The organism is Ercella succinigenes, from assembly GCF_900002895.1.
The window spans coordinates 112,287-131,501 of the sequence record NZ_CDHP01000020.1 but is presented as its reverse complement, the minus strand read 5'-3'; the positions used below and the strand labels follow the sequence as shown (position 1 = coordinate 131,501).

The 19,215-nt window shown below is 38.0% G+C and carries 13 protein-coding genes; 10 read left to right on the top strand and 3 right to left on the bottom strand.

Annotated elements, in window-relative coordinates:
• The first annotated feature begins 32 nt into the window (after nt 1-32).
• Nucleotides 33-572 (top strand): 2'-5' RNA ligase family protein, encoded by a 540-nt coding sequence (locus AC0KSB_RS05915; RefSeq protein ID WP_472307287.1) that lies wholly within the window; start codon nt 33-35, stop codon nt 570-572.
• Nucleotides 573-648: 76 nt separating this feature from the next.
• Complete coding sequence (locus tag AC0KSB_RS05910) at nt 649-5,055, top strand: acyl-CoA dehydratase activase-related protein (RefSeq protein ID WP_472307286.1); 4,407 nt, start codon at nt 649-651, stop codon at nt 5,053-5,055.
• 50 nt (nt 5,056-5,105) lie between these two features.
• Here AC0KSB_RS05910 and AC0KSB_RS05905 read toward each other — a convergent pair whose 3' ends face one another.
• Together AC0KSB_RS05905 and AC0KSB_RS05900 are read right to left on the bottom strand one after the other, a co-directional pair.
• The gene (locus AC0KSB_RS05905; protein ID WP_472307285.1) at nt 5,106-6,602 is read right to left on the bottom strand and encodes a DHHW family protein; all 1,497 of its coding nucleotides are present in this window, start codon (nt 6,600-6,602) and stop codon (nt 5,106-5,108) included.
• Between the two features lie 55 nt (nt 6,603-6,657).
• Nucleotides 6,658-7,914, bottom strand: coding sequence for an MBOAT family O-acyltransferase (locus tag AC0KSB_RS05900; protein ID WP_472307284.1), 1,257 nt, complete (start codon nt 7,912-7,914; stop codon nt 6,658-6,660).
• A 384-nt stretch (nt 7,915-8,298) separates the two neighbouring features.
• Here AC0KSB_RS05900 and AC0KSB_RS05895 point away from each other — a divergent pair, with 384 nt between their 5' ends.
• The 6 genes from AC0KSB_RS05895 to AC0KSB_RS05870 all read left to right on the top strand — a co-directional run bounded on the left by AC0KSB_RS05895 (nt 8,299) and on the right by AC0KSB_RS05870 (nt 14,762).
• Nucleotides 8,299-8,916 carry an ECF transporter S component gene (locus AC0KSB_RS05895; RefSeq protein ID WP_472307283.1) on the top strand — a complete coding sequence of 206 codons (618 nt, stop codon included), beginning with the start codon at nt 8,299-8,301 and terminating at the stop codon, nt 8,914-8,916.
• A 94-nt stretch (nt 8,917-9,010) separates the two neighbouring features.
• Nucleotides 9,011-9,643 (top strand): RNA polymerase sigma factor, encoded by a 633-nt coding sequence (locus tag AC0KSB_RS05890; protein ID WP_472307282.1) that lies wholly within the window; start codon nt 9,011-9,013, stop codon nt 9,641-9,643.
• Between the two features lie 27 nt (nt 9,644-9,670).
• Entirely contained in the window at nt 9,671-10,924 is a 1,254-nt protein-coding gene (locus tag AC0KSB_RS05885; RefSeq protein ID WP_472307281.1) for an anti-sigma factor family protein, read from the top strand.
• Between the two features lie 4 nt (nt 10,925-10,928).
• The gene (polA, locus tag AC0KSB_RS05880) at nt 10,929-13,709 is read left to right on the top strand and encodes a DNA polymerase I (protein ID WP_472307280.1); all 2,781 of its coding nucleotides are present in this window, start codon (nt 10,929-10,931) and stop codon (nt 13,707-13,709) included.
• A 21-nt stretch (nt 13,710-13,730) separates the two neighbouring features.
• On the top strand, nt 13,731-14,375 hold the full coding sequence (gene coaE, locus AC0KSB_RS05875) for a dephospho-CoA kinase (protein ID WP_472307279.1): 645 nt from the start codon (nt 13,731-13,733) through the stop codon (nt 14,373-14,375).
• Nucleotides 14,376-14,378: 3 nt separating this feature from the next.
• Complete coding sequence (locus AC0KSB_RS05870; RefSeq protein ID WP_472307278.1) at nt 14,379-14,762, top strand: hypothetical protein; 384 nt, start codon at nt 14,379-14,381, stop codon at nt 14,760-14,762.
• 33 nt (nt 14,763-14,795) lie between these two features.
• Here the strand turns inward: AC0KSB_RS05870 and ychF are convergent, their stop codons facing one another.
• Complete coding sequence (gene ychF, locus AC0KSB_RS05865) at nt 14,796-15,887, bottom strand: redox-regulated ATPase YchF (RefSeq protein WP_472307277.1); 1,092 nt, start codon at nt 15,885-15,887, stop codon at nt 14,796-14,798.
• A 292-nt stretch (nt 15,888-16,179) separates the two neighbouring features.
• Between ychF and AC0KSB_RS05860 the strand changes: the two genes are divergently transcribed.
• Together AC0KSB_RS05860 and dprA are read left to right on the top strand one after the other, a co-directional pair.
• Complete coding sequence (locus tag AC0KSB_RS05860) at nt 16,180-17,769, top strand: YifB family Mg chelatase-like AAA ATPase (RefSeq protein ID WP_472307276.1); 1,590 nt, start codon at nt 16,180-16,182, stop codon at nt 17,767-17,769.
• A gap of 89 nt (nt 17,770-17,858) precedes the next feature.
• A complete protein-coding gene (gene dprA, locus AC0KSB_RS05855; protein WP_472307275.1) occupies nt 17,859-19,085 on the top strand; it encodes a DNA-processing protein DprA in 1,227 nt (408 codons plus the stop codon).
• Nucleotides 19,086-19,215 lie beyond the last annotated feature (130 nt).

Sequence of the window (19,215 nt, the reverse complement as noted above, 5' to 3'; positions counted from 1 at the left end):
GAGTCTGACATAAGATTATTTGGAGTTTATAGATGGATTTTGCCGTACTGTTGTATTTTGAAGATAATGCTGATCGAGTTATTCATAAATGGGTTCATGAGCTTGTGGATATAGGTCTTGATGATCGTTTAATTAATATTGATATGAAACCTCATCTTACATTGGCTGAGTTCGATTTTACGGATTTGAGCAAGGTTGAAAAAATATTAGCTGATTTTGCAGCGTCCAATGCTCCTATTGATATTAAGTTTTCTAGTCTTGGAGTTTTTCCGGGTGAACTTGGAGTGCTTTTTTTAAACCCGGTCGTTTCTGAACAACTTGTATCTTTTCATAGACGGCTCAATAGTAAACTGGAAAAATGTTGTGAGGACTTTTCTCCTTTGTATAGTGAAGAAAACTGGGTTCCGCACTGTACTTTAGGGTTGGATTATGATGAGTTGCAAATGGGCAAAGCATATCACTATATGGCGAGTAAATTTGAGACGGTTGAGACTTCGGCTGTTTCGCTTGTATTATATGGTTGCTGTCCCTATCATGAGATGATGGTTTTTCCTTTATCAAAACTTGATTGATTCGATGACTGTATTTAGGATATAATACCAATTACTTTGATTGTCAAAAAAAGAAAGAATATAGGTGTGTTTACGCATGGCTCAAAATACAAATAAAAATTCCAATGAGAGAAAAAATCCCTCGAATTCAGTTTTGCCTAGATCTATAAATATTGTTTCAACAGAGGTTGAAAATTCAGAACAGGCAAGCTGCCAAATACAGACTGATCATCAAATTAAATTTGACCATAGTGATGAAGTTTTAAGGATGGGTCTGGACGTTGGTTCTACTACCGTTAAGATTGTACTGATGCAGGGTGATAATATTTTATATCATCAGTATAGACGTCATAATGCTGATAGTATTGGCGAACTGCAGAAGGCTTTTGCCGAGGTGGCGGAATTATTCCCTGATGCCAGCGTGCAGATCAGTATTACTGGTTCTGGTGGTTTGAGTGTTGCCAAGTGGCTTGATCTTGATTTTGTTCAGGAGGTTATTGCTGAGACCGAGGCTATCAGGGTTTATAATCCTGATGCTGATGTAATTATTGAGCTTGGTGGCGAGGATGCTAAGATTACTTATATGAAGCCGGTGCCAGAGCAGCGTATGAATGGTACTTGTGCTGGTGGTACGGGGGCTTTTATTGATCAGATGGCTTCATTGCTTCAGACAGATGCTTCCGGCCTTAATGAGCTTTCTGCCAGGCATAAGCGGTTATATCCGATTGCTTCAAGATGCGGTGTTTTTGCCAAAAGTGATTTGCAGCCTTTAATTAATGAAGGTGTTGCCAAAGAGGATCTGGCAGCTTCTGTTTTGCAGTCGGTTGTAAATCAGACTATTGCAGGACTTGCCTGTGGACGTCCTATCAAGGGACATGTTGTGTTTCTAGGTGGTCCTTTGCACTTTTTGCCTGAGCTTAGATTGGCTTATGAGCGTTCATTGAAACAGTCAGTGGATAGTTTTGTTACACCTGAGACTGCACAGCTGTATGTTGCTATTGGAGCTGCTTTGTTGGCTGATAATGAGCCTATTAGTTTGACTGAAATTACAAGGCGTTTCCAGACCAATAGACGTCTGGATCGTGATATTACTAGAATTAGAGCTCTTTTCCAGGATAAGCAGGAAAAGGAAGATTTCTATAAGCGTCATGATCAGGCTTCGATTGAGCTGATGGATATTGAGCATGCACGCGGGGCATGTTATTTAGGAATTGATGCTGGTAGCACAACAACCAAAGCTGTACTTATAGATAGTGATGGTCAGCTGATGTTTACATATTATGCCAGTAATCGTGGTAATCCTGTTAATAGTGCTGTCAAGATTCTAAATAAAATATATAGTCAGCTTCCCAAGCAGGCATGGATAGCCAGATCATGTGTAACAGGCTATGGGGAGAGTCTGATCAAAGCGGCGCTTGGAGTAGAAGAAGGCGAAATCGAAACTATGGCTCACTATAAGTCTGCTGAGTTTTTTAGCCCGGGCGTTGATTTTATCATTGATATCGGCGGACAGGATATGAAATGTATGCGTGTTCGTGATGGGGTTATTGACAGTATCATAGTGAATGAGGCTTGTTCGTCCGGCTGCGGTTCATTTATACAGACTTTTGCTGAAACTTTGAATATGGATGCTCACACCTTCTCCTTGGAAGCTCTTTCTTCAGAGAGTCCGGTAGATTTGGGTACACGTTGTACGGTGTTTATGAATTCAAGAGTTAAGCAGGCACAAAAGGAAGGTGCTACTGTAGGCGATATTTCTGCTGGTTTGTCCTATTCTGTTGTCAGGAATGCGCTTTATAAAGTTATTAAAATTAAAGATCCTGCTTCTTTAGGTAATAAAGTTGTTGTGCAGGGCGGAACTTTCCTTAATGATGCTATTTTGCGGTGTTTTGAACTTGTTGCCGGAAGAGAGGTTATAAGACCTAATATTGCTGGTTTGATGGGTGCTTTTGGAGCTGCTTTGCTTGCCAGGGAGCGGTTTGAAGGGCAGTCAACAAGTCTGGTAAATGCTGAGCAGCTGGCTGGGTTTAGTGTGGATACCGAACTGACACATTGTAATTTATGTACTAATCATTGCCAGCTTACTATATCTAGTTTTAGTAATGGAGAACGTTTTGTTTCAGGTAACAGATGTGAAAGAGGGGCTGGGCTTAATAGCGGGACTGCGGATCTGCCTGATTTGTTTGATTATAAATATAAGCGTTTGTTTAAGTACAAGCCTTTGACCAAAGACGCTGCAAAGAGGGGAACAATCGGTATTCCCAGAACTCTTAATATGTATGAGAATTATCCTTTCTGGTTTACCTTGCTTTCCAATCTTGGCTTTAGAGTTATTATTTCAGGACAATCTAATCATAAATTATTTGAAAAAGGGATGGATAGTATACCTTCAGAAAGTGTGTGTTATCCAGCTAAGCTTGCTCATGGTCATATTGAGGATTTGATTGCCAAGGGTATAAAGAATATTTTTTATCCTGGTATACCTTATGAGCAAAAGGAAATTGTTGCTGCGGATAATCACTATAATTGTCCTATAGTGACTTCATATCCTGAAGTTATCAAAAATAATCTGGAGAATATTCGTGAAAAACAGATTAATTTCATGAATCCATTTCTGCCCTTGAATAATAGAAAGAAACTGGCAGAAAATCTGGTAAAAACTTTTGCTGATTTTAATGTTAATCGAAGAGAAGTTTCTGCTGCTATCGAGGCTGCTTATCTAGAGGATGAGAAATTCCGTCAGGATATAAGGGATAAGGGGCTTGAAGTATTAAAGTATCTGGCTGAGACAGGCCAAAAGGGTGTTGTACTTGCAGGTAGACCATATCATGTTGATCCTGAAATACATCATGGCATTCCAAAGATGATTAATGGATTGGGTCTTGCTATATTGACGGAAGATTCAATTATGCAACCTGGGCTTTTGCAAAGACCTATACGCGTGGTTGATCAATGGGCGTATCACTCAAGATTATATGAGGCGGCGGCTTTTGTTGCCAATAGAAAAGAATTGGAACTAGTGCAGTTGAATTCTTTTGGCTGTGGCCTTGATGCTGTTACAACAGATCAGGTTCAAGATATACTTGAGGCTAGTGGTAAAATCTATACTGTTTTGAAAATAGATGAGGTCAGTAATCTGGGAGCTGCCAGAATCAGAATGAGATCGCTTAAAGTTGCTATGCAAGAGCGTGAACGCAATAAGTCTGAAGCATCAACCAGAGAGAAAAAGCCATATACTATAGAAAAAATACCATTTACTACCGAAATGAAAAAGAAGCATACTATTCTTTCACCGCAGATGTCTCCTATTCATTTCCGTTTTGTTGAAAGTGTTTTATGTCATCATGGTTATAATACAAAGGTTCTGGAAAAAACCAGTAATGAGGATGTAGAGGCTGGTTTGAAATACGTTAATAATGATGCCTGCTATCCTTCAATCATTGTAGTAGGCCAGTTAGTTAATGCTTTTTTGTCAGGTGAGTACGATCCTGATAATTGTTCCGTTTTTATAACTCAAACAGGTGGGGGGTGCAGGGCTACCAATTATGTGGCTTTTTTACGTAAAGCGCTTAAAGAGGCCGGCTATGGTCAGGTTCCTATCGTTGCTCTTAGTGCCAGTGGGATAGAAAGTAATCCTGGTTTTAATTTTACAATCAACATGTTGCATCAGACGGTGCAGGCTGTTGTACTTGGTGATCTGCTCCAGACATTGTTGTTGCGCGTTCGCCCTTATGAGCTTGAAAAGGGAAGTGCAAAAGCTTTGTATAAGTATTGGGATAAGGTTATTAAAGAATTTTTTGAAAATGATGGCTTTTCTGAAACTCTCGGACGTAGAGTCAGATATTATCAGTTGATTGAATTGATTGTGGATCAGTTTGATCAGCTTAAGCTTCAGGATATTGAGAGAAAACCAAGAGTGGGTCTTGTCGGAGAAATTTTGGTAAAATTCCATCCGGATGCTAATAATCATGCTGTCGAGGTTATCGAATCAGAGGGCTGCGAAGCTGTTATGCCAGGTTTGTTGGATTTCTTTTTGTATTGTGCGCATAATGAGCAATGGAAACATAAAGAGCTTGGTACCAGCTATAAAGGAGCATTAATTTCGAAAATGATTATAGGACTTCTTGAGGCGTACCGATCAAAAATCAAAAAAGTTTTGCTTGCTACTAATGGTAAATTTGATGTGCCTCAACATATTGAAGAGCTTGGCAGAAAGGCAGAAAAAATTCTCTCTCTTGGTAATATGAGTGGAGAAGGTTGGTTTTTGACGGCAGAAATGATTGAGTTGATTGAAGAAGGTGTACCTAATATTATCTGTGCACAACCTTTTGCCTGTTTGCCTAATCATGTAACGGGAAAAGGTATGATTAAAGAGCTTCGCCGGAAATTCCCACAGTCTAATATAGTTCCGATTGATTATGATCCTGGTGCCAGTGAGGTCAATCAGCTTAACAGGATAAAACTGATGCTATCTACTGCTTTACATCAACATGATAAAGAATAGTATTGAAAAAGAGTAGTATAGCTGATTAAAATCAGCTATACTTTCCCGATTCAGCCAATCATGCGGGCAAACCCTTCAATCCAGGTCGGATTGCTGGCTGCAAAAGTGTAATTGATGACAATGGTATCATTGATGCCATTGTCATTAATAAATTGTGGCAAATTCATATTTACCCTTCGAGGATCAACTACATAAATATCTTCGTAATGACTTGCCAGGTAAGGGACAAAGGCATTGCCATATGATTCTTTTATTACGATTACCTTTCTGCCGTTTTTTACTGAGGTGTTGAAATGGGCAAGTGCATGGTCTCCCTCAATAAAAGCAAGATATTGACTGTTGGCGCCAACACTTTTCTTAATTAATTCTATGGAATAACCACCGTTCATAGCCGCATCGGCATATGCTTTTCCTGTAACTGCCACCTGTGGTTCATAATAGCTAACCGTGTCAGGATTTTTCTTAAGTTCCGGGCTTTGTGTATATCTGTAAAGGCTACCAAGAAAATCACCAGGTATAGTTCCTTGTGTCAGTTGACTAATTGTTACTGGTTCAAAACCTGCCGACTGGGCAAAAGCCTGATATGCGTAATATGCTCCTAAAGCAGTCCAGTGGTGATCACTGCGGAAATATATGTACTCCTGCCAGTTTGCTGCTAGTTTGCTATAAGCGTCTACACTTTTGACAGCCGGCTGAAGTTGACCATATGTATAGCTGATGGCACTTTTTTGAGAATTGGTTAATGTATGGTATTTTTCAGGAGAATAAAATTCTATTGAAGTAGGAGCAAGCAAACTATATACCTGAGAATTTGGTGTTTTTGTCTGCAGATTGTTGATCAGTCCTGCATAGTAATCGGCTTTTGCCTGATTAAACCCATATAACTCCATTGCGACCTGATTAACAATTATAACCGCTGAATAGTTCTCAACAGGTGCATCGACACCAGGTGGCGGCGGAGCTGGTTGAGTTTCCTGAGGTTCAGTAACATTTGTCTGATCTGTTATTTCTTTTTCAGTAACATTTGTTTTATCGTCGTTATTTGTTTGTGCCGTGGCACTATCATCCGGATCAGGATTTTTTTCTTCAGGTTTTACATCTGTTGTAGGATTTGGTTGCTGAGTGTTGTTCAGATCGTTTTCCCTATCTGGTTTGCCAAGTACGGCTTGGCCTGAATCTGGTTTGCTTGTTATCTGCTGCAGATTTTCGCCCTCATGGAGCAGATTCTCACCTATTCCCAGGTCATTGCCGGGTCCTTGTATCAAGGTGACGTTATCTCCGGGCAAAGAAACTTGCATTAGGCTCTTTATTTGCCTGTCGGCTTCAATAAAAGTATCACGAAAGGGAAACTGGTCTGTAAACCAGCTTTCAAAGTCTTTGCTGAAACTGCCACTATAAAGACTCTGCCAGGTTAATTTCGGCATTTGCTGTAGTTTTCTGTTTTCACTTGCAGAAATATCTTTGTTTGGCCAGACAAATTTCAAAATCCCCAAAATATATATAGGCAACAAAAACATTATAACGATTTTTTGCTGATGTTTATTCATTTTTATCATATCTCCAGTTTCTTTTAATAAAACTTTTTATATTCTATAACATTCCTTAAAATCTGAAATACAGAAAGGGATTAAAACTTGAACCAGCCAGTGAAGCGGTGCAAAATAGCAGCAATAGTAAATGTATGGCGGCAACTGTAAAGGTATAAACCGGATGATATGTTCTGGCTTTTTTGGTTTGTTCCAGAGCTTTACCTGCAGCTTTTATAATCGGTGTGGTAAGTAATATTGCAAGTACAAGGAATAAAAGCTCATTTTGTAATAATATCTCTGCCATTACATTATAATGCTGGCCGGCTCCATTTGCGAACATTTTTGTAAACATTATTCCTATTTCCGAGGGTGTTGTAAAGTAGAAGAAAACCCAACCTAAAAGAACAGTAAATATAGAGTATATATGCCCGAAAAATCTCGGTATTTTTGCTAATACTTTCAGCAGGAATAATTTTTCAAAAGTTAGTAAAACAAAGAAATAAAGTCCCCAAAGAACAAAATTCCAACTGGCGCCGTGCCATAATCCTGTTAAAAGCCAAACTATGAGCATATTTCTGATCTGCCATTTTCTGTTTCCGCCAAGTGGAATATATAAATAGTCTCTAAAAAAAGAACTTAGTGAAATATGCCAGCGGCGCCAGAAATCTGTAATTGAATTAGAGATGTATGGATAATTGAAATTCTCTTTGAAGTCGAATCCAAACATATGACCCAGACCGATTGCCATGTCCGAATAACCAGAAAAATCAAAGTAAATCTGCAAGGCAAAAGCAAGAATACCTAGCCAGGCTTCTGTTGTGCTGAGGTCGTTTAGTCTGCTGCCAATAGTTTGAGCAACAATTTCACCGGCATGGTTTGCAATTAATACTTTCTTACCAAGACCGATCAGAAATCTGCTTATTCCTTTTGAAAATCCGTTCAATGTGATTTTGCGATTATCAATCTGTTCTGATATATCTGTATATCTTACGATTGGACCTGCAATCAGTTGAGGGAACAATGAAACATATAGCAGGAAATTGGCTAATGACTTCTGCACCTTGGCTTTTCCTCTATAAAGATCTATAGCATAGGTTAAAGTCTGAAAAGTATAAAATGAAATGCCTATAGGCAATGTGAGCTTTGGTACAGGGATATTAATACCAGGTATAAGGTTAAGATTTGATACAATAAACCCGCTATATTTAAAAATGGCAAGAGATCCAAGTGTTACTATTATAATGAAGGTTAAATAGAACTTTTTTTTGCCGGTGGATTCTTTATGCTGATCAAGCTTGAGTCCTGCTGCATAAACTAATATACCGGTCATAACCATCAAAAGGACATAAACAGGCTCTCCCCAAGCATAAAAGAAGAGTGAAAATATCAAAAGGATAATATTTTTGGTTTTGGTTTTGCCTGCAAATAAATAAAAAAGCAGACATAACGGCAAGAAGGCATACAAAAAAAACAGGCTTGAAAATACCATATTACACCTAAGAGAAATTATTTCCCGCTCATATTGAGTATGTAAGAACTCTTTATTATTGTGGGATCTATATCAATATATATTTGTGAACAGAAATATTCAATTGGTTTTTGGTTAAAAAACGTCAATATTTGTAAAGTTACTGTCATTGACATGGTTGATTTGAATATTTATATTTAATACATTAAAGGTTTACTAAAAGGTGATATGAAAAGGGGTACAATAATGTCTGATTTTACAGGAAAAAATAAAAATCCTGAAAAAATTCGTGAAGCTGTTCTAAAGATTACTTATGGGGGAATTCTTGCGGCAATTATTTTGATCGCTACAATGATTTTTCAGTTTCCCATACCAATGCCTGCATTAAAAGGTTATGTGAATTTTGGTGATGGTGTTATTATGGCTGCTGCTATGATAATGGGTCCTTATGCTGCTGTAAGTGCAGCAATAGGTTCTGCAATGGCAGATATTCTGTCCTCATATGTTGTTTTTGCACCAGCCACTTTTCTGATAAAAGGAATTATGGGACTTTTTGCCGGAATTATGTTCAAAAAATATCCTAAAATAGGAATTTTACCTGCGGCTGGAGTTATTGCTATTTGTGAAGTGATAATGATCAGTGGATATTTTATTTTTGAAATGTTTTATTATGCCTTGACACACTCACCTATAGCGTTAGCTCAGGGTGCGATGACCGCTGCCATCGCTCTGCCTTTTAACGCTGTGCAAGGGGTTGCAGCGATTTTGCTTGGTCTTGCTATGCTTCCTGTTGCCAGAAGATTAAGACTTAATCGGATGGCTGAGGATCCTTATTCTGGTACGGGTCCAGATACCAGGGAATAAGGTCTTGTGATCATTAACGGTGGATATGATATAATGACCACTATGGTGTTTGCAGCAAGCGAATGCTCAGATTTATGTTGGAAAGGAATACTGAATGTCTGACATACAAAATTCGGCAGAATCTGAATGGCTTAAACTTGCAAGGCAGGGGGATGCAGATGCTTTTTCCAGACTTGTTGAGCTTTATATGCCTAGGATTTTTGCTCTTTGCCTTAAACTTACGGGCAAACGCGAGGACGCTGAAGACTGTACGCAGGAGACTTTCATTAAAGCTTGGTATTCATTAGGCAGTTTTGGCTTTAAGTCTTCTTTTTACACCTGGCTATATAGAATTGCGGTAAATACAACTAAGGATATGCTCCGATCACGATCAAGACATCAAACAGTTTCTTTGGAAACAGATAATTCAGAAGATGACTCTGGTTTGTCTTATCTTGGTACAATCAGTGATTCGAGTCCATTACCAGACGAACAGATTATAGAAAAAGAATCTGTTAATCATATTAGAAATGCTATTATGCAGCTGCCAGAGACAATGCGTGATATTTTGTTGTTAAGGGATTTTCAGCATTTTAGTTATCAGGAGATATCTCAAATGCTTGATTTGACGGCCGGAACTGTTAAGTCAAGGCTTTTTAGGGCAAGAAAACAGTTATTAAAACAGTTAAATGAGACGGATCCGGGATTTTTTGGAACAATTAAGACAAAAGGTTCGTCTAAGCAATAAGGGTGGTACCCGGAAAGGAGCTTAAATATGAAAATTTCATGTTCAGATATAGAAAACAGAATGATAGATTATCTTGACGGTGAAATGACCGAGCAAGAGAAGAATGCCTTTGAGCGTCATATTGAAGCTTGTCCGGATTGCAAATCGGAATTATTGGTGCAGCAGCAATGGCTTGAACATAAAAATATGTTAGAAGAAAATGTTCAGATGACTGCTGAAGAAAAAGAGAGAGTTCATGAAAATATCATGAACACTATAAAGTCAAATGAGCAGGCACAAAGAGCCGTAATGTACATAAATAAATATCAGAAAGATCAGAAAAAACAGGGAAAAAATATTTCTGTTGCTGCTGATTCTTCAGAAAAAGAAGAAAAGAAGAATGATCCAGTTGAAAAAGATACCGGCAAAAAGGCGAAAATTCTAAATTATTTGTTCAGACCACAGTCTTTGGCTGGATCTGCCGCTATAATAGTTTTACTTTTTGTGGCTGGTTTTCTGATAAGGGATCTTGCCTATAGTAGAAGTGATAAAGCTTTCTTATTGGATAGTTTTGATGAGATTGCTACGATGGAGCAGACAAACGATTTGGAAGTGGATTCTGCGGGGCTGGATTTTGGGGGATCCATTATGGCTGAAGACGGCATTGAAAAATCGTCAGATGATATGATCATGGGTGAGGAAGAAAGCTCAGAAGAAACTTTTCAAGCAAATGGTGGTGTTGAGGGTGAGATAAAAGAGATGGAAATAAGTGATAGCTGGACAGTTTATACTGGTAAACTATCTGATCTGGCAGCTGTTTCCAATCTTTTTGCAATCAGAATTACAGATAATACTACTGATACAAATAATGAGAATGGTGAATCTGTAGATGCTGATGCGACTGTAAGTTTTTTATCTTCGGCAGATGCTTTAAGAATTCTTGTCAGAAAGTCTGCCCTGGATACTTCTGTAGACAGTAATGCGAGTAATTCGGAAATAGTTTCAGACAGTGATGAACCTCGAATAGATGCCAGTAATGGATCACTGGAAAATGGTGATAATATAGAGATAATGATCTTATCGGCATGGCCTTCATGGGAAATAAATCAACAAATGGATACTATCAGAACTATGCTTGAGACTAGTAATTCTGCTTATAGTCTTAAAAAGATCACCGATCAGGAGAGTATGCTTTCTGTCGAAATAGAAATCGGTCAGGAACAGTTTGCTGATTGGCAAAAACAAATAAATGAGCAGGAGTTAGGTCATCTTGACTGGATAGCAATCAGAATTGGAGGATGATTTTTTGGCTGACAAAATAATGCTGCTTGACGGCAATAGTTTAATTAATAGAGCTTACTATGGTCTTAATAACAGAAATCCTTTAACAGCACCTGACGGTACTCCGACAGGTGCTCTTTATGCATTTATGAATATGCTCTCAAAATATATGGAAGAGATTAAACCAGAGTATGCTTGTGCTGCATTTGATCTTAAAGAACCTACTTTTAGACATAAGGCATATGATCAGTATAAAGGTACCAGAAAACCCATGCCGGATGATTTGGCAATTCAAATTCCTTTATTGAAAAATTTGCTTGATTCTCTTGGTATGCCTCGCTTAGAAATACCAGGTTATGAGGCTGATGATATATTGGGAACTATGGCCGACAAAGCCGCTAAAGCAGGGTTTGAAGTAGTTATAATTACAGGAGATAAAGATAGTTTCCAGCTTGTAAGTGATAGTATAAAGGTTTTGCAACCTCTAACAAGAGGAGGTAAATCAGATACGCAGATAGTAGATGTTGAGTATGTAAAAAACAAATACTTAGTTGATCCAAAACAACTTATTGATATAAAAGCTATTATGGGTGATCCTTCCGATAATATACCAGGCGTTAAAGGTATTGGCGAAAAGGGCGCAATCAGCCTTATTAGCAAATATGGCTCACTTGATGAAGTGTACGAACATCTTGATGACATAACATCATCACAGGCGAAAAAGCTTGCTGAAAGCAAAGAAATGGCTTATTTATCTTTGCAGCTTGCAGAAATATGTTTAGATGTACCTCTTGATTCTAATATTTTAAATTGGAAGATTAAGAAAATTGACAAAGCGTCTTTGTTGGAACAGTTTCGCCAATATGGGTTCAAAAGTTTGATTGAAAAATTTAATCTTAGATCATCAGATGGTGAAAATTATGATTCTTTCAGTGGTGATGAGCAGGTAAGAATTCCAGACCATGTAATGATTGTTGATAAGTCAGATTTTTTATCAAACATTGAGCAGAATTTGCTGATTGATGAAAAGTTTTTAATTGCCCTGAAGTCAGTTAATGATGATAATTATTTGTTTTCTCTTTACGACCCGCTTAAAAGCTATAAAGATATCACTGATGGAAAAGCAAATGCTAAAGACATTGTAATTAGCCGCAAAAATCTTTGCTTTTTTTGTTCTGAACTTGATAAAACAGTTAATGATAAGACTTCAATAATAGTTTTTGACTATAAAAGTTTTCTTAAAATATCTGGCATTAATCCTTTTTCCATAAATCCACATGATACTATGATTGCAGGATATCTGCTTAATCAGATTGATGGTAAGCCAGATTTTGCAAGATTATATCAGCAAGCTACCGGTGATTTCTGGCAGGCATCTGATGAAGTTTCAAATCAGCCGGTGCAGCTTTCATTAAGTGAAGCAATCGCAGGTACGATATCTTCTGAGGCAGATGGTGAAGAGCAATTAACAGATTCTGGAGACAGAACGTATCAAGAGTCTGAACTTAAAGATGCAATCAGATATTGTGATGCTCTGGCAAAAATTTTCTCTGTTCAAAAAAGTGTTTTTGACGAAGATGAAAAACTTTCTAAATTAATGTTTGAGCTTGAGATACCGTTGACAAAAATCCTTTTTGAAATGGAGAGGCATGGATTCTTGCTTGATAGTGAAGAGTTGAACAGTCTTTCTGCCAGTATGCAAAAGGAAATTGATTTGCTGCAGGCGCAGATTTATGATTTGAGCGGTGAGTCATTCAATTTAAACTCTCCTAAACAGTTGGGACAAGTATTGTTTGAGAGACTGGGTCTTAAAACCGGCAAAAAAAGAAGTGGTGGTAATTTTTCAACTGATGCTGATGAACTTGAAAGATTAAAAAATGAGCATCCTGTTATTGAATTAATAATTGCGCATAGGCAGGTAAGCAAGCTGAAATCAACTTTTGTCGATGGCTTGTCAAAACTGATTGCAGCAGATAGGAGAGTTCATACAACTTTTAGCCAGGTTTTGACATCTACAGGCAGATTGAGTAGCTCCGAGCCCAATCTTCAAAATATACCTATAAGGCGTGAAGCCGGTGCTCAAATCAGGAAAGTCTTTGTGGCAGCACCTGAGCATATATTGCTGGATGCTGATTATTCCCAGATCGAGCTGCGTTTGTTGGCACATCTTTCGCAAGATAAAGCGATGTTGGAAGCTTTCACAAATGATCAGGATATACATATGAATACAGCCTGTAGTATTTTTAATTTACCGCCGGAAATGATTAATTCAGATCAAAGAGCGATTGCAAAAACTGTAAATTTTAGTATTGTATATGGTATAAGTGATTTCGGGCTTGCCAGAGATTTAGGTGTTACTGTCAAAGAAGCACATGAATACATTAAGAATTATAATGAACAGTACCCCGGAGTGCGTCGCTATCTGGATGGATTGATTGAAAATGCACATGAAAAGGGTTATGTTGAGACTATGAGCGGTCGCAGGCGGTATATAACCGAATTAAAATCAACTAATCGTAATGTACGTATGTTTGGAGAAAGAGCTGCTATGAATGCTCCTGTACAGGGAACAGCAGCTGATTTAATAAAAACTGCAATGGTAAAAGTCAGTTCAGAGTTTAGAAGAAACAATATGAAATCAGCTTTGATTTTGCAAGTCCACGATGAACTAATTGTGGAAGCTCCGGTAAATGAAGCAGATCAGGCGGCTGTTATTTTACAGCAGGCGATGGAAAGTGCAGCTGCTTTAAGCGTCCCTCTGATAGCTGAGGTTCATCGTGGTTATAATTGGTCTGAGTGTAAGTGAGTTTAGACAGGAGTATTGTGGATGTTTATTATAGGTATTACAGGTGGAATTGGTTGCGGCAAAAGTACAGTGGCTGCTTTATGTAAAGAGGCAGGATTAAAAGTTCTGGATGCCGATGCCATTTCGCGTGAAATAACAAGATCCGGCGGGGTAGCTTTGCCTGAAATTGTAGACATTTTTGGCATGTCGGTTTTGAATGAAAAAGGTGATCTTGATAGATCAAAAATGGCAAAAACAGTTTTTAAGGATAAGAAGAAATTAGATATTCTTAGTTCGATTATTCACCGTCATGTGGTTGAACAAATGCGTTATAAAGTTGAGCAGCTATCCGAGAAAAAAGAAAAAGCGGTTATTCTTGATGTTCCTATACCTGTGAAACATGGTTTTCTTGATCTATGCGATCAGGTATGGGTTGTATGGGCAGAAGAAAGTGTTCGTCTAAAGAGACTTAGAAAAAGAGGAATGTCGGAAGATGAAGCTAAAAGGCGAATGCAGATGCAGATGACAAAAGAAGAGTATCTTAAACTTGCCGATCGGGAAATTGATAATAGCTCAAGTGTTGAAGATTTAAGACAGCAGGTAACTGTAATGTTTCAGCAGGAATTGTCTACAAGAGGTATTCGCTATCAGGAAATTGATAAAGCAGATACGGAGCAGGCAGAGTAGATTATGGATATAAAGAAATTAAAAAAAGATAAAAGCGGCATTGTCTGGATTATTGCCATAGTTGCTGTAATAGTGATAAAAATTGTTTTGGCAGAAGGTTTTTATGATTTATTCTTCTGGCTTAATATTGCCTGGCTAAGTTGCTTTTTACTTATTAATATTGTAAGACAACTACCAGCTTTGCAAATGAGAACTGTTAATGATGTTTTAGCATGGGCTTTTTATCAGAGTGGAAGCTTGCTTTTGATAGCCTTTTCGCATCGGTTTGAGACTGTTGACAGAAAAGCTTTCTGGATTGGATTAATAGGGCTTACTGCTATATTTTCTGTAGGACGTATTTCGTCATATTTGCTCAAAAAAAGATTCGACAAAATTGAAAAAATGTGAATTGCCGAATCTTTTTTTCTGGTTGCAAATTTATCAGACATTAAAACGGAAAAGAACAATATCTCCATCTTTCATGATATATTCCTTACCCTCAGATCTTACCAGCCCTTTTTCTCTTGCCTGAGCATATGTTCCCGAAGCTATAAGATCATCAAAATTAATTACTTCAGCACGTATAAAGCCACGTTCAAAATCTGTATGGATTTTGCCTGCTGCCTGAGGTGCTCTGGTTCCTTTTTGAATTGTCCAGGCTCTTACTTCTGGTTCTCCTGCTGTAAGATATGACATTAGACCAAGCAGATTGTAGCCTGCATGAATTATCTTATCTAGTCCACTTTCTGTTAAACCAAGGTCTTGCAGAAACATTTGCTTTTCTTCATCGTCTAATGTTGATATTTCTTCTTCGATTTTGGCACTTATAACGACTACTTCTGAATTTTCTGTTGCCGCGATCTTTCTGACGGCATCAACATAAACTGGTTCTGGACCGTTTATATCCTGTTCATTTATGTTTGCTACATATAATACAGGTTTAAGCGTCAACAGGAAGAGATCATTTTGATAAACAAGCTCATCTTCCTGAGTAATCAAGGTTCTTGCAGGTTTGCCGTCAGCCAGGTGTCCTGCAAGTTTTTCGTAATAAGCTACTTCGGCAAGATATTTTTTATCTCCACCTTTTAACATTTTTTTTGTTTTCTCGATCCTGCGATCCATATACTCCATATCAGATAGTATAAGTTCCAGATTTATTGTATCAATGTCTCTGGCTGGATCAGTCTGACCGTCTACATGCATTACATCTTCATCATCAAAGCAGCGCACAACGTGAACAATGGCATCTACTTCACGAATATTGGCTAGAAATTTATTTCCCAGACCTTCACCTTTACTGGCTCCACGTACAAGTCCTGCAATATCCACAAATTCAATTGTAGCGGGAGTTATTTTTTCCGGCTTGTAAATTTCTGCCAGCTTATCAAGTCTACTATCAGGAACGGCTACAACACCGACATTGGGCTCTATTGTACAAAAAGCATAATTGGCAACAGATGCCCCTGCCTTTGTAATTGCGTTAAACAATGTGCTTTTGCCAACATTAGGCAGACCTACTATACCAAGACGCATTTATTATTCCTCCGATTAATGTTTATCCTGTGGTATTATGGCAGATTATCGCCAGTCAGGCAATATCAGCTTCAATAATATTAGCTGATTATCAGCTAAAAAGATAGATTTGACAGATAATGCATGTTATTGTCAGTTTTTGTCGAAAAAAGGACGCCAATAATTGTTTAGATAAGTTTATCATTTGAGTGGCAGAAGTAGAATTTTACGGATTGCGTGAAACAAAGCTTTTTGAATGAAGAAACTTAGATTTTGAATGATAGGTTTAAGATTTTTACAGGAGTTGATATTTGTGAACAAAGTAAAGTATGGCAGAATTTTGTCATGTGCTTTATTTGGTATAGAAGGCGTTCTTGTTGAAATTGAGGTTTCTTTACTGCCTGGTATGCCGCATTTCGAAATTGTTGGATTAGGGGATTCTGCTGTTAAAGAATCTCGTAACAGGGTTTATGCTGCAATTAAAAATAGCGGTTTTAATTTTCCGCAAGGAAAACTGACAGCCAGTTATGCTCCGGCTTGGTTAAAAAAAGAAGGAACCTCATTTGATTTGGCTCTTGCTTTGGCAATATTAATTGCTTCCGGTCAATTGAGTCAAAAAAGAAGTGATTGGCTGCCATGTGTTTTTGGGGAATTAAGTCTTAAGGGGCAGGTCAAACCTTTGCCTGGTGTAATCTGCATGGCTGTGGCATGTCTGGAAAATGGCATTGAGGAAATGATCGTTCCATCAGATAACTGGTTAGAGGCAGATTCGGTTGATGCGTGTAAACCAATACCTGCCTCAAGTTTGAGCGAGGCTGTAAAAATTCTGGCTTTGGACAAAAAATATTGTCTGGAGCTGGTAGCTAAAAAGCATATTATGCATACAGCGAACTGCGAACAGGAGGATGAATTAGCAGGAAATAGTTCTGAAATAGAAACAATTAACTTTGCTGGACAAAAAAGAGCTGTTAGAGGTTTGACTCTGGCGGCCGCCGGTTGGCATCATAGCTTGCTTATGGGGTCTGCCGGTTGTGGTAAAACCACTCTGGCACAGATTATGCCATATCTTTTGCCGCCGATTGATAATCAGGAAGCACTGATGATAACAAGAATACACAGTGCTGCCGGGAGGCTTGCCCAAAACAGTGGTTTAATTAAAGAACGGAAATTCTATGCCCCGCATCATAGTATTACACGTGCGGCTTTGACAGGAGGAGGTCGTTTCCCGTCACCTGGACTTTGTAGTCTTGCTCATTCAGGGGTTTTGTTTCTTGATGAAATGACAGAATTCAGTGCTGTTGTTTTGGATAGCCTTAGACAGCCCCTGGAAAATAAAGTAGTGAATATTTCCAGACTTAATAATCAGGTTACATGGCCGGCTGATTTTTTGATGATTGGTGCGGCTAATCCATGCCAATGTGGTGAATATCTTGAAAAGGATTCTGCCTGTAATTGTAATGCAGAACAAATAAAAAGGCATCTTGGTAAAATTAGCGGACCTTTAATGGACAGAATGGATATTACTATAGAAATGACCAGATTAAAGGGAGATGAATTACCTGATAGTGTTTCAGGTAAAAATTCTACGCTGGTAATCTGGCAGATGAAAAAAGATATTGAAAAATGCTGGAGAATTCAAAAACAAAGAACACGGGAATATGGAATAAGTGAACAGTTAAACAGCAGGGTTAAAAGTGATGATATTTCCGGTCTTTTTAAGTTTTCAAATGAAATTCTTAAATTCACGGCCTCTTCTGCTGAGACTCTAAGGCTATCTGCCAGAGGTTATATTAAGGTTTTAAAATTAGCAAGAACGATCGCGGATCTTCAAAATGAAGAACAAGTGAAAACTGAACATGTTGCTGAAGCTTTTCAATATAGACTACAGCGGCCGGTTGTATAACCAAAGCTTTTAATGTAAATATGTTTGTCAGTAACATAATTGAATGTATGACTAAGAGTAGGACTGATTATATAAAGGGAAAACAAGATATGATATTTGCAAAAACTATGACAGTAGAGTCAAAAAATCTTGCTTGTGCCATCTGGTTTGTAGACTTTTGCCGTAAAATAAGATTACCGGTCAAATTTCAACTTCTGATCTTGGAGAAATCGAATGGTCTTTACGGTATATGGCAGCTTGATTTTCCCAAACTGGTAAATGAGCTTAAAGCTACAATTGAAGCTGAAGATTGCGATCCCTATATTACTGGCAGAACCAAAATTTATTTTGAGAAAAACCATCTTAATATGGTTAAGCAATGGCAAAAAACTGCTGAACGTAAATCAGCAATTGAACAGGCTTGTCTTTTGAATGGTAAACAAATTTTTGCCCTTGATTATTATGATAATAAATTCCCGCCGAAGCTAAAACAAATCAGCGGCTGTCCGGCTGTATTGTTTTTTCAGGGGACAAAACTGGATTCTTTTTTGACAAAATACTTAGCTGTAACTATTGTGGGTACCAGAGAGGCTACTCCTTATGGCTTGAAAGTTACAGAAAATATCGCCGGACGATTAGCTCTTTTTGACACTGTTGTTATTAGTGGTCTGGCAAAAGGTATAGATGCCAGAGCACATGAAGCTGTTTTGAAAAATTCAGGCTTAACCGTAGGAGTTGTTGCCTGTGGAACTGACATTTTTTATCCACCTCAGAATAAGGAGCTGCAAAAAAAGATTGCAGATCAAGGTCTGCTAATAAGTGAACATCCGCCTGGAACCAAACCCATTCGGCAGTTTTTTCCTGCCAGAAACCGCATTTTAAGTGGTTTGGCAGATATTGTTATAATAACTGAATCTCCGAAATATAGTGGTACTATAGTAACTGCGGCTTTTGCAGCAGATCAAGGAAGAGACGTGTTTGCTGTGCCGGGAAATATTCTGCAAAAGAAAAGTTCGGGTTGTCATCAACTTATCAAAGATGGAGCATGTCTATTGGATGACATCGATGAAATTATTAATGAATACGATTGTCCTTTGAAAAAATCAGAATTAGATGATAAAACGGAGGATAAAAGCACTGCTGACAGACATACAGCTAATGTATCTGATATAGCAAATGATATTTTAAGCTGCCTTACAGAGCGTGATATGAATATAAATGATATATCTTCGCAGATTAACCAATCTATTGAAAAAACAGCTTCTTGTCTTACTATGCTTGAGCTTTCAGGTAGGATATTAAATAGCCGAGGACGGTATTTTTTGACATATAAGTGATTTTACAGTATATAATGGTACATGTTGTCATAAAAAGTGACGAAATGCAGACTTGCTATATTTTGTACAAAACTGCTATATTTTGTGTGGAAAGCAGATTTTGGCTTTCCTTGTGAAATAAACTTTTAGA

Coding starts and splice junctions, on each gene's coding strand:
- AC0KSB_RS05915 (WP_472307287.1), top strand. CDS start 33: ATGGATTTTGCCGTACTGTTGTATTTTGAAGATAATGCTGATCGAGTT.
- AC0KSB_RS05910 (WP_472307286.1), top strand. CDS start 649: ATGGCTCAAAATACAAATAAAAATTCCAATGAGAGAAAAAATCCCTCG.
- AC0KSB_RS05905 (WP_472307285.1), bottom strand. CDS start 6,602: ATGAATAAACATCAGCAAAAAATCGTTATAATGTTTTTGTTGCCTATA.
- AC0KSB_RS05900 (WP_472307284.1), bottom strand. CDS start 7,914: ATGACCGGTATATTAGTTTATGCAGCAGGACTCAAGCTTGATCAGCAT.
- AC0KSB_RS05895 (WP_472307283.1), top strand. CDS start 8,299: ATGTCTGATTTTACAGGAAAAAATAAAAATCCTGAAAAAATTCGTGAA.
- AC0KSB_RS05890 (WP_472307282.1), top strand. CDS start 9,011: ATGTCTGACATACAAAATTCGGCAGAATCTGAATGGCTTAAACTTGCA.
- AC0KSB_RS05885 (WP_472307281.1), top strand. CDS start 9,671: ATGAAAATTTCATGTTCAGATATAGAAAACAGAATGATAGATTATCTT.
- coaE (WP_472307279.1), top strand. CDS start 13,731: ATGTTTATTATAGGTATTACAGGTGGAATTGGTTGCGGCAAAAGTACA.
- AC0KSB_RS05870 (WP_472307278.1), top strand. CDS start 14,379: ATGGATATAAAGAAATTAAAAAAAGATAAAAGCGGCATTGTCTGGATT.
- ychF (WP_472307277.1), bottom strand. CDS start 15,887: ATGCGTCTTGGTATAGTAGGTCTGCCTAATGTTGGCAAAAGCACATTG.
- dprA (WP_472307275.1), top strand. CDS start 17,859: ATGATATTTGCAAAAACTATGACAGTAGAGTCAAAAAATCTTGCTTGT.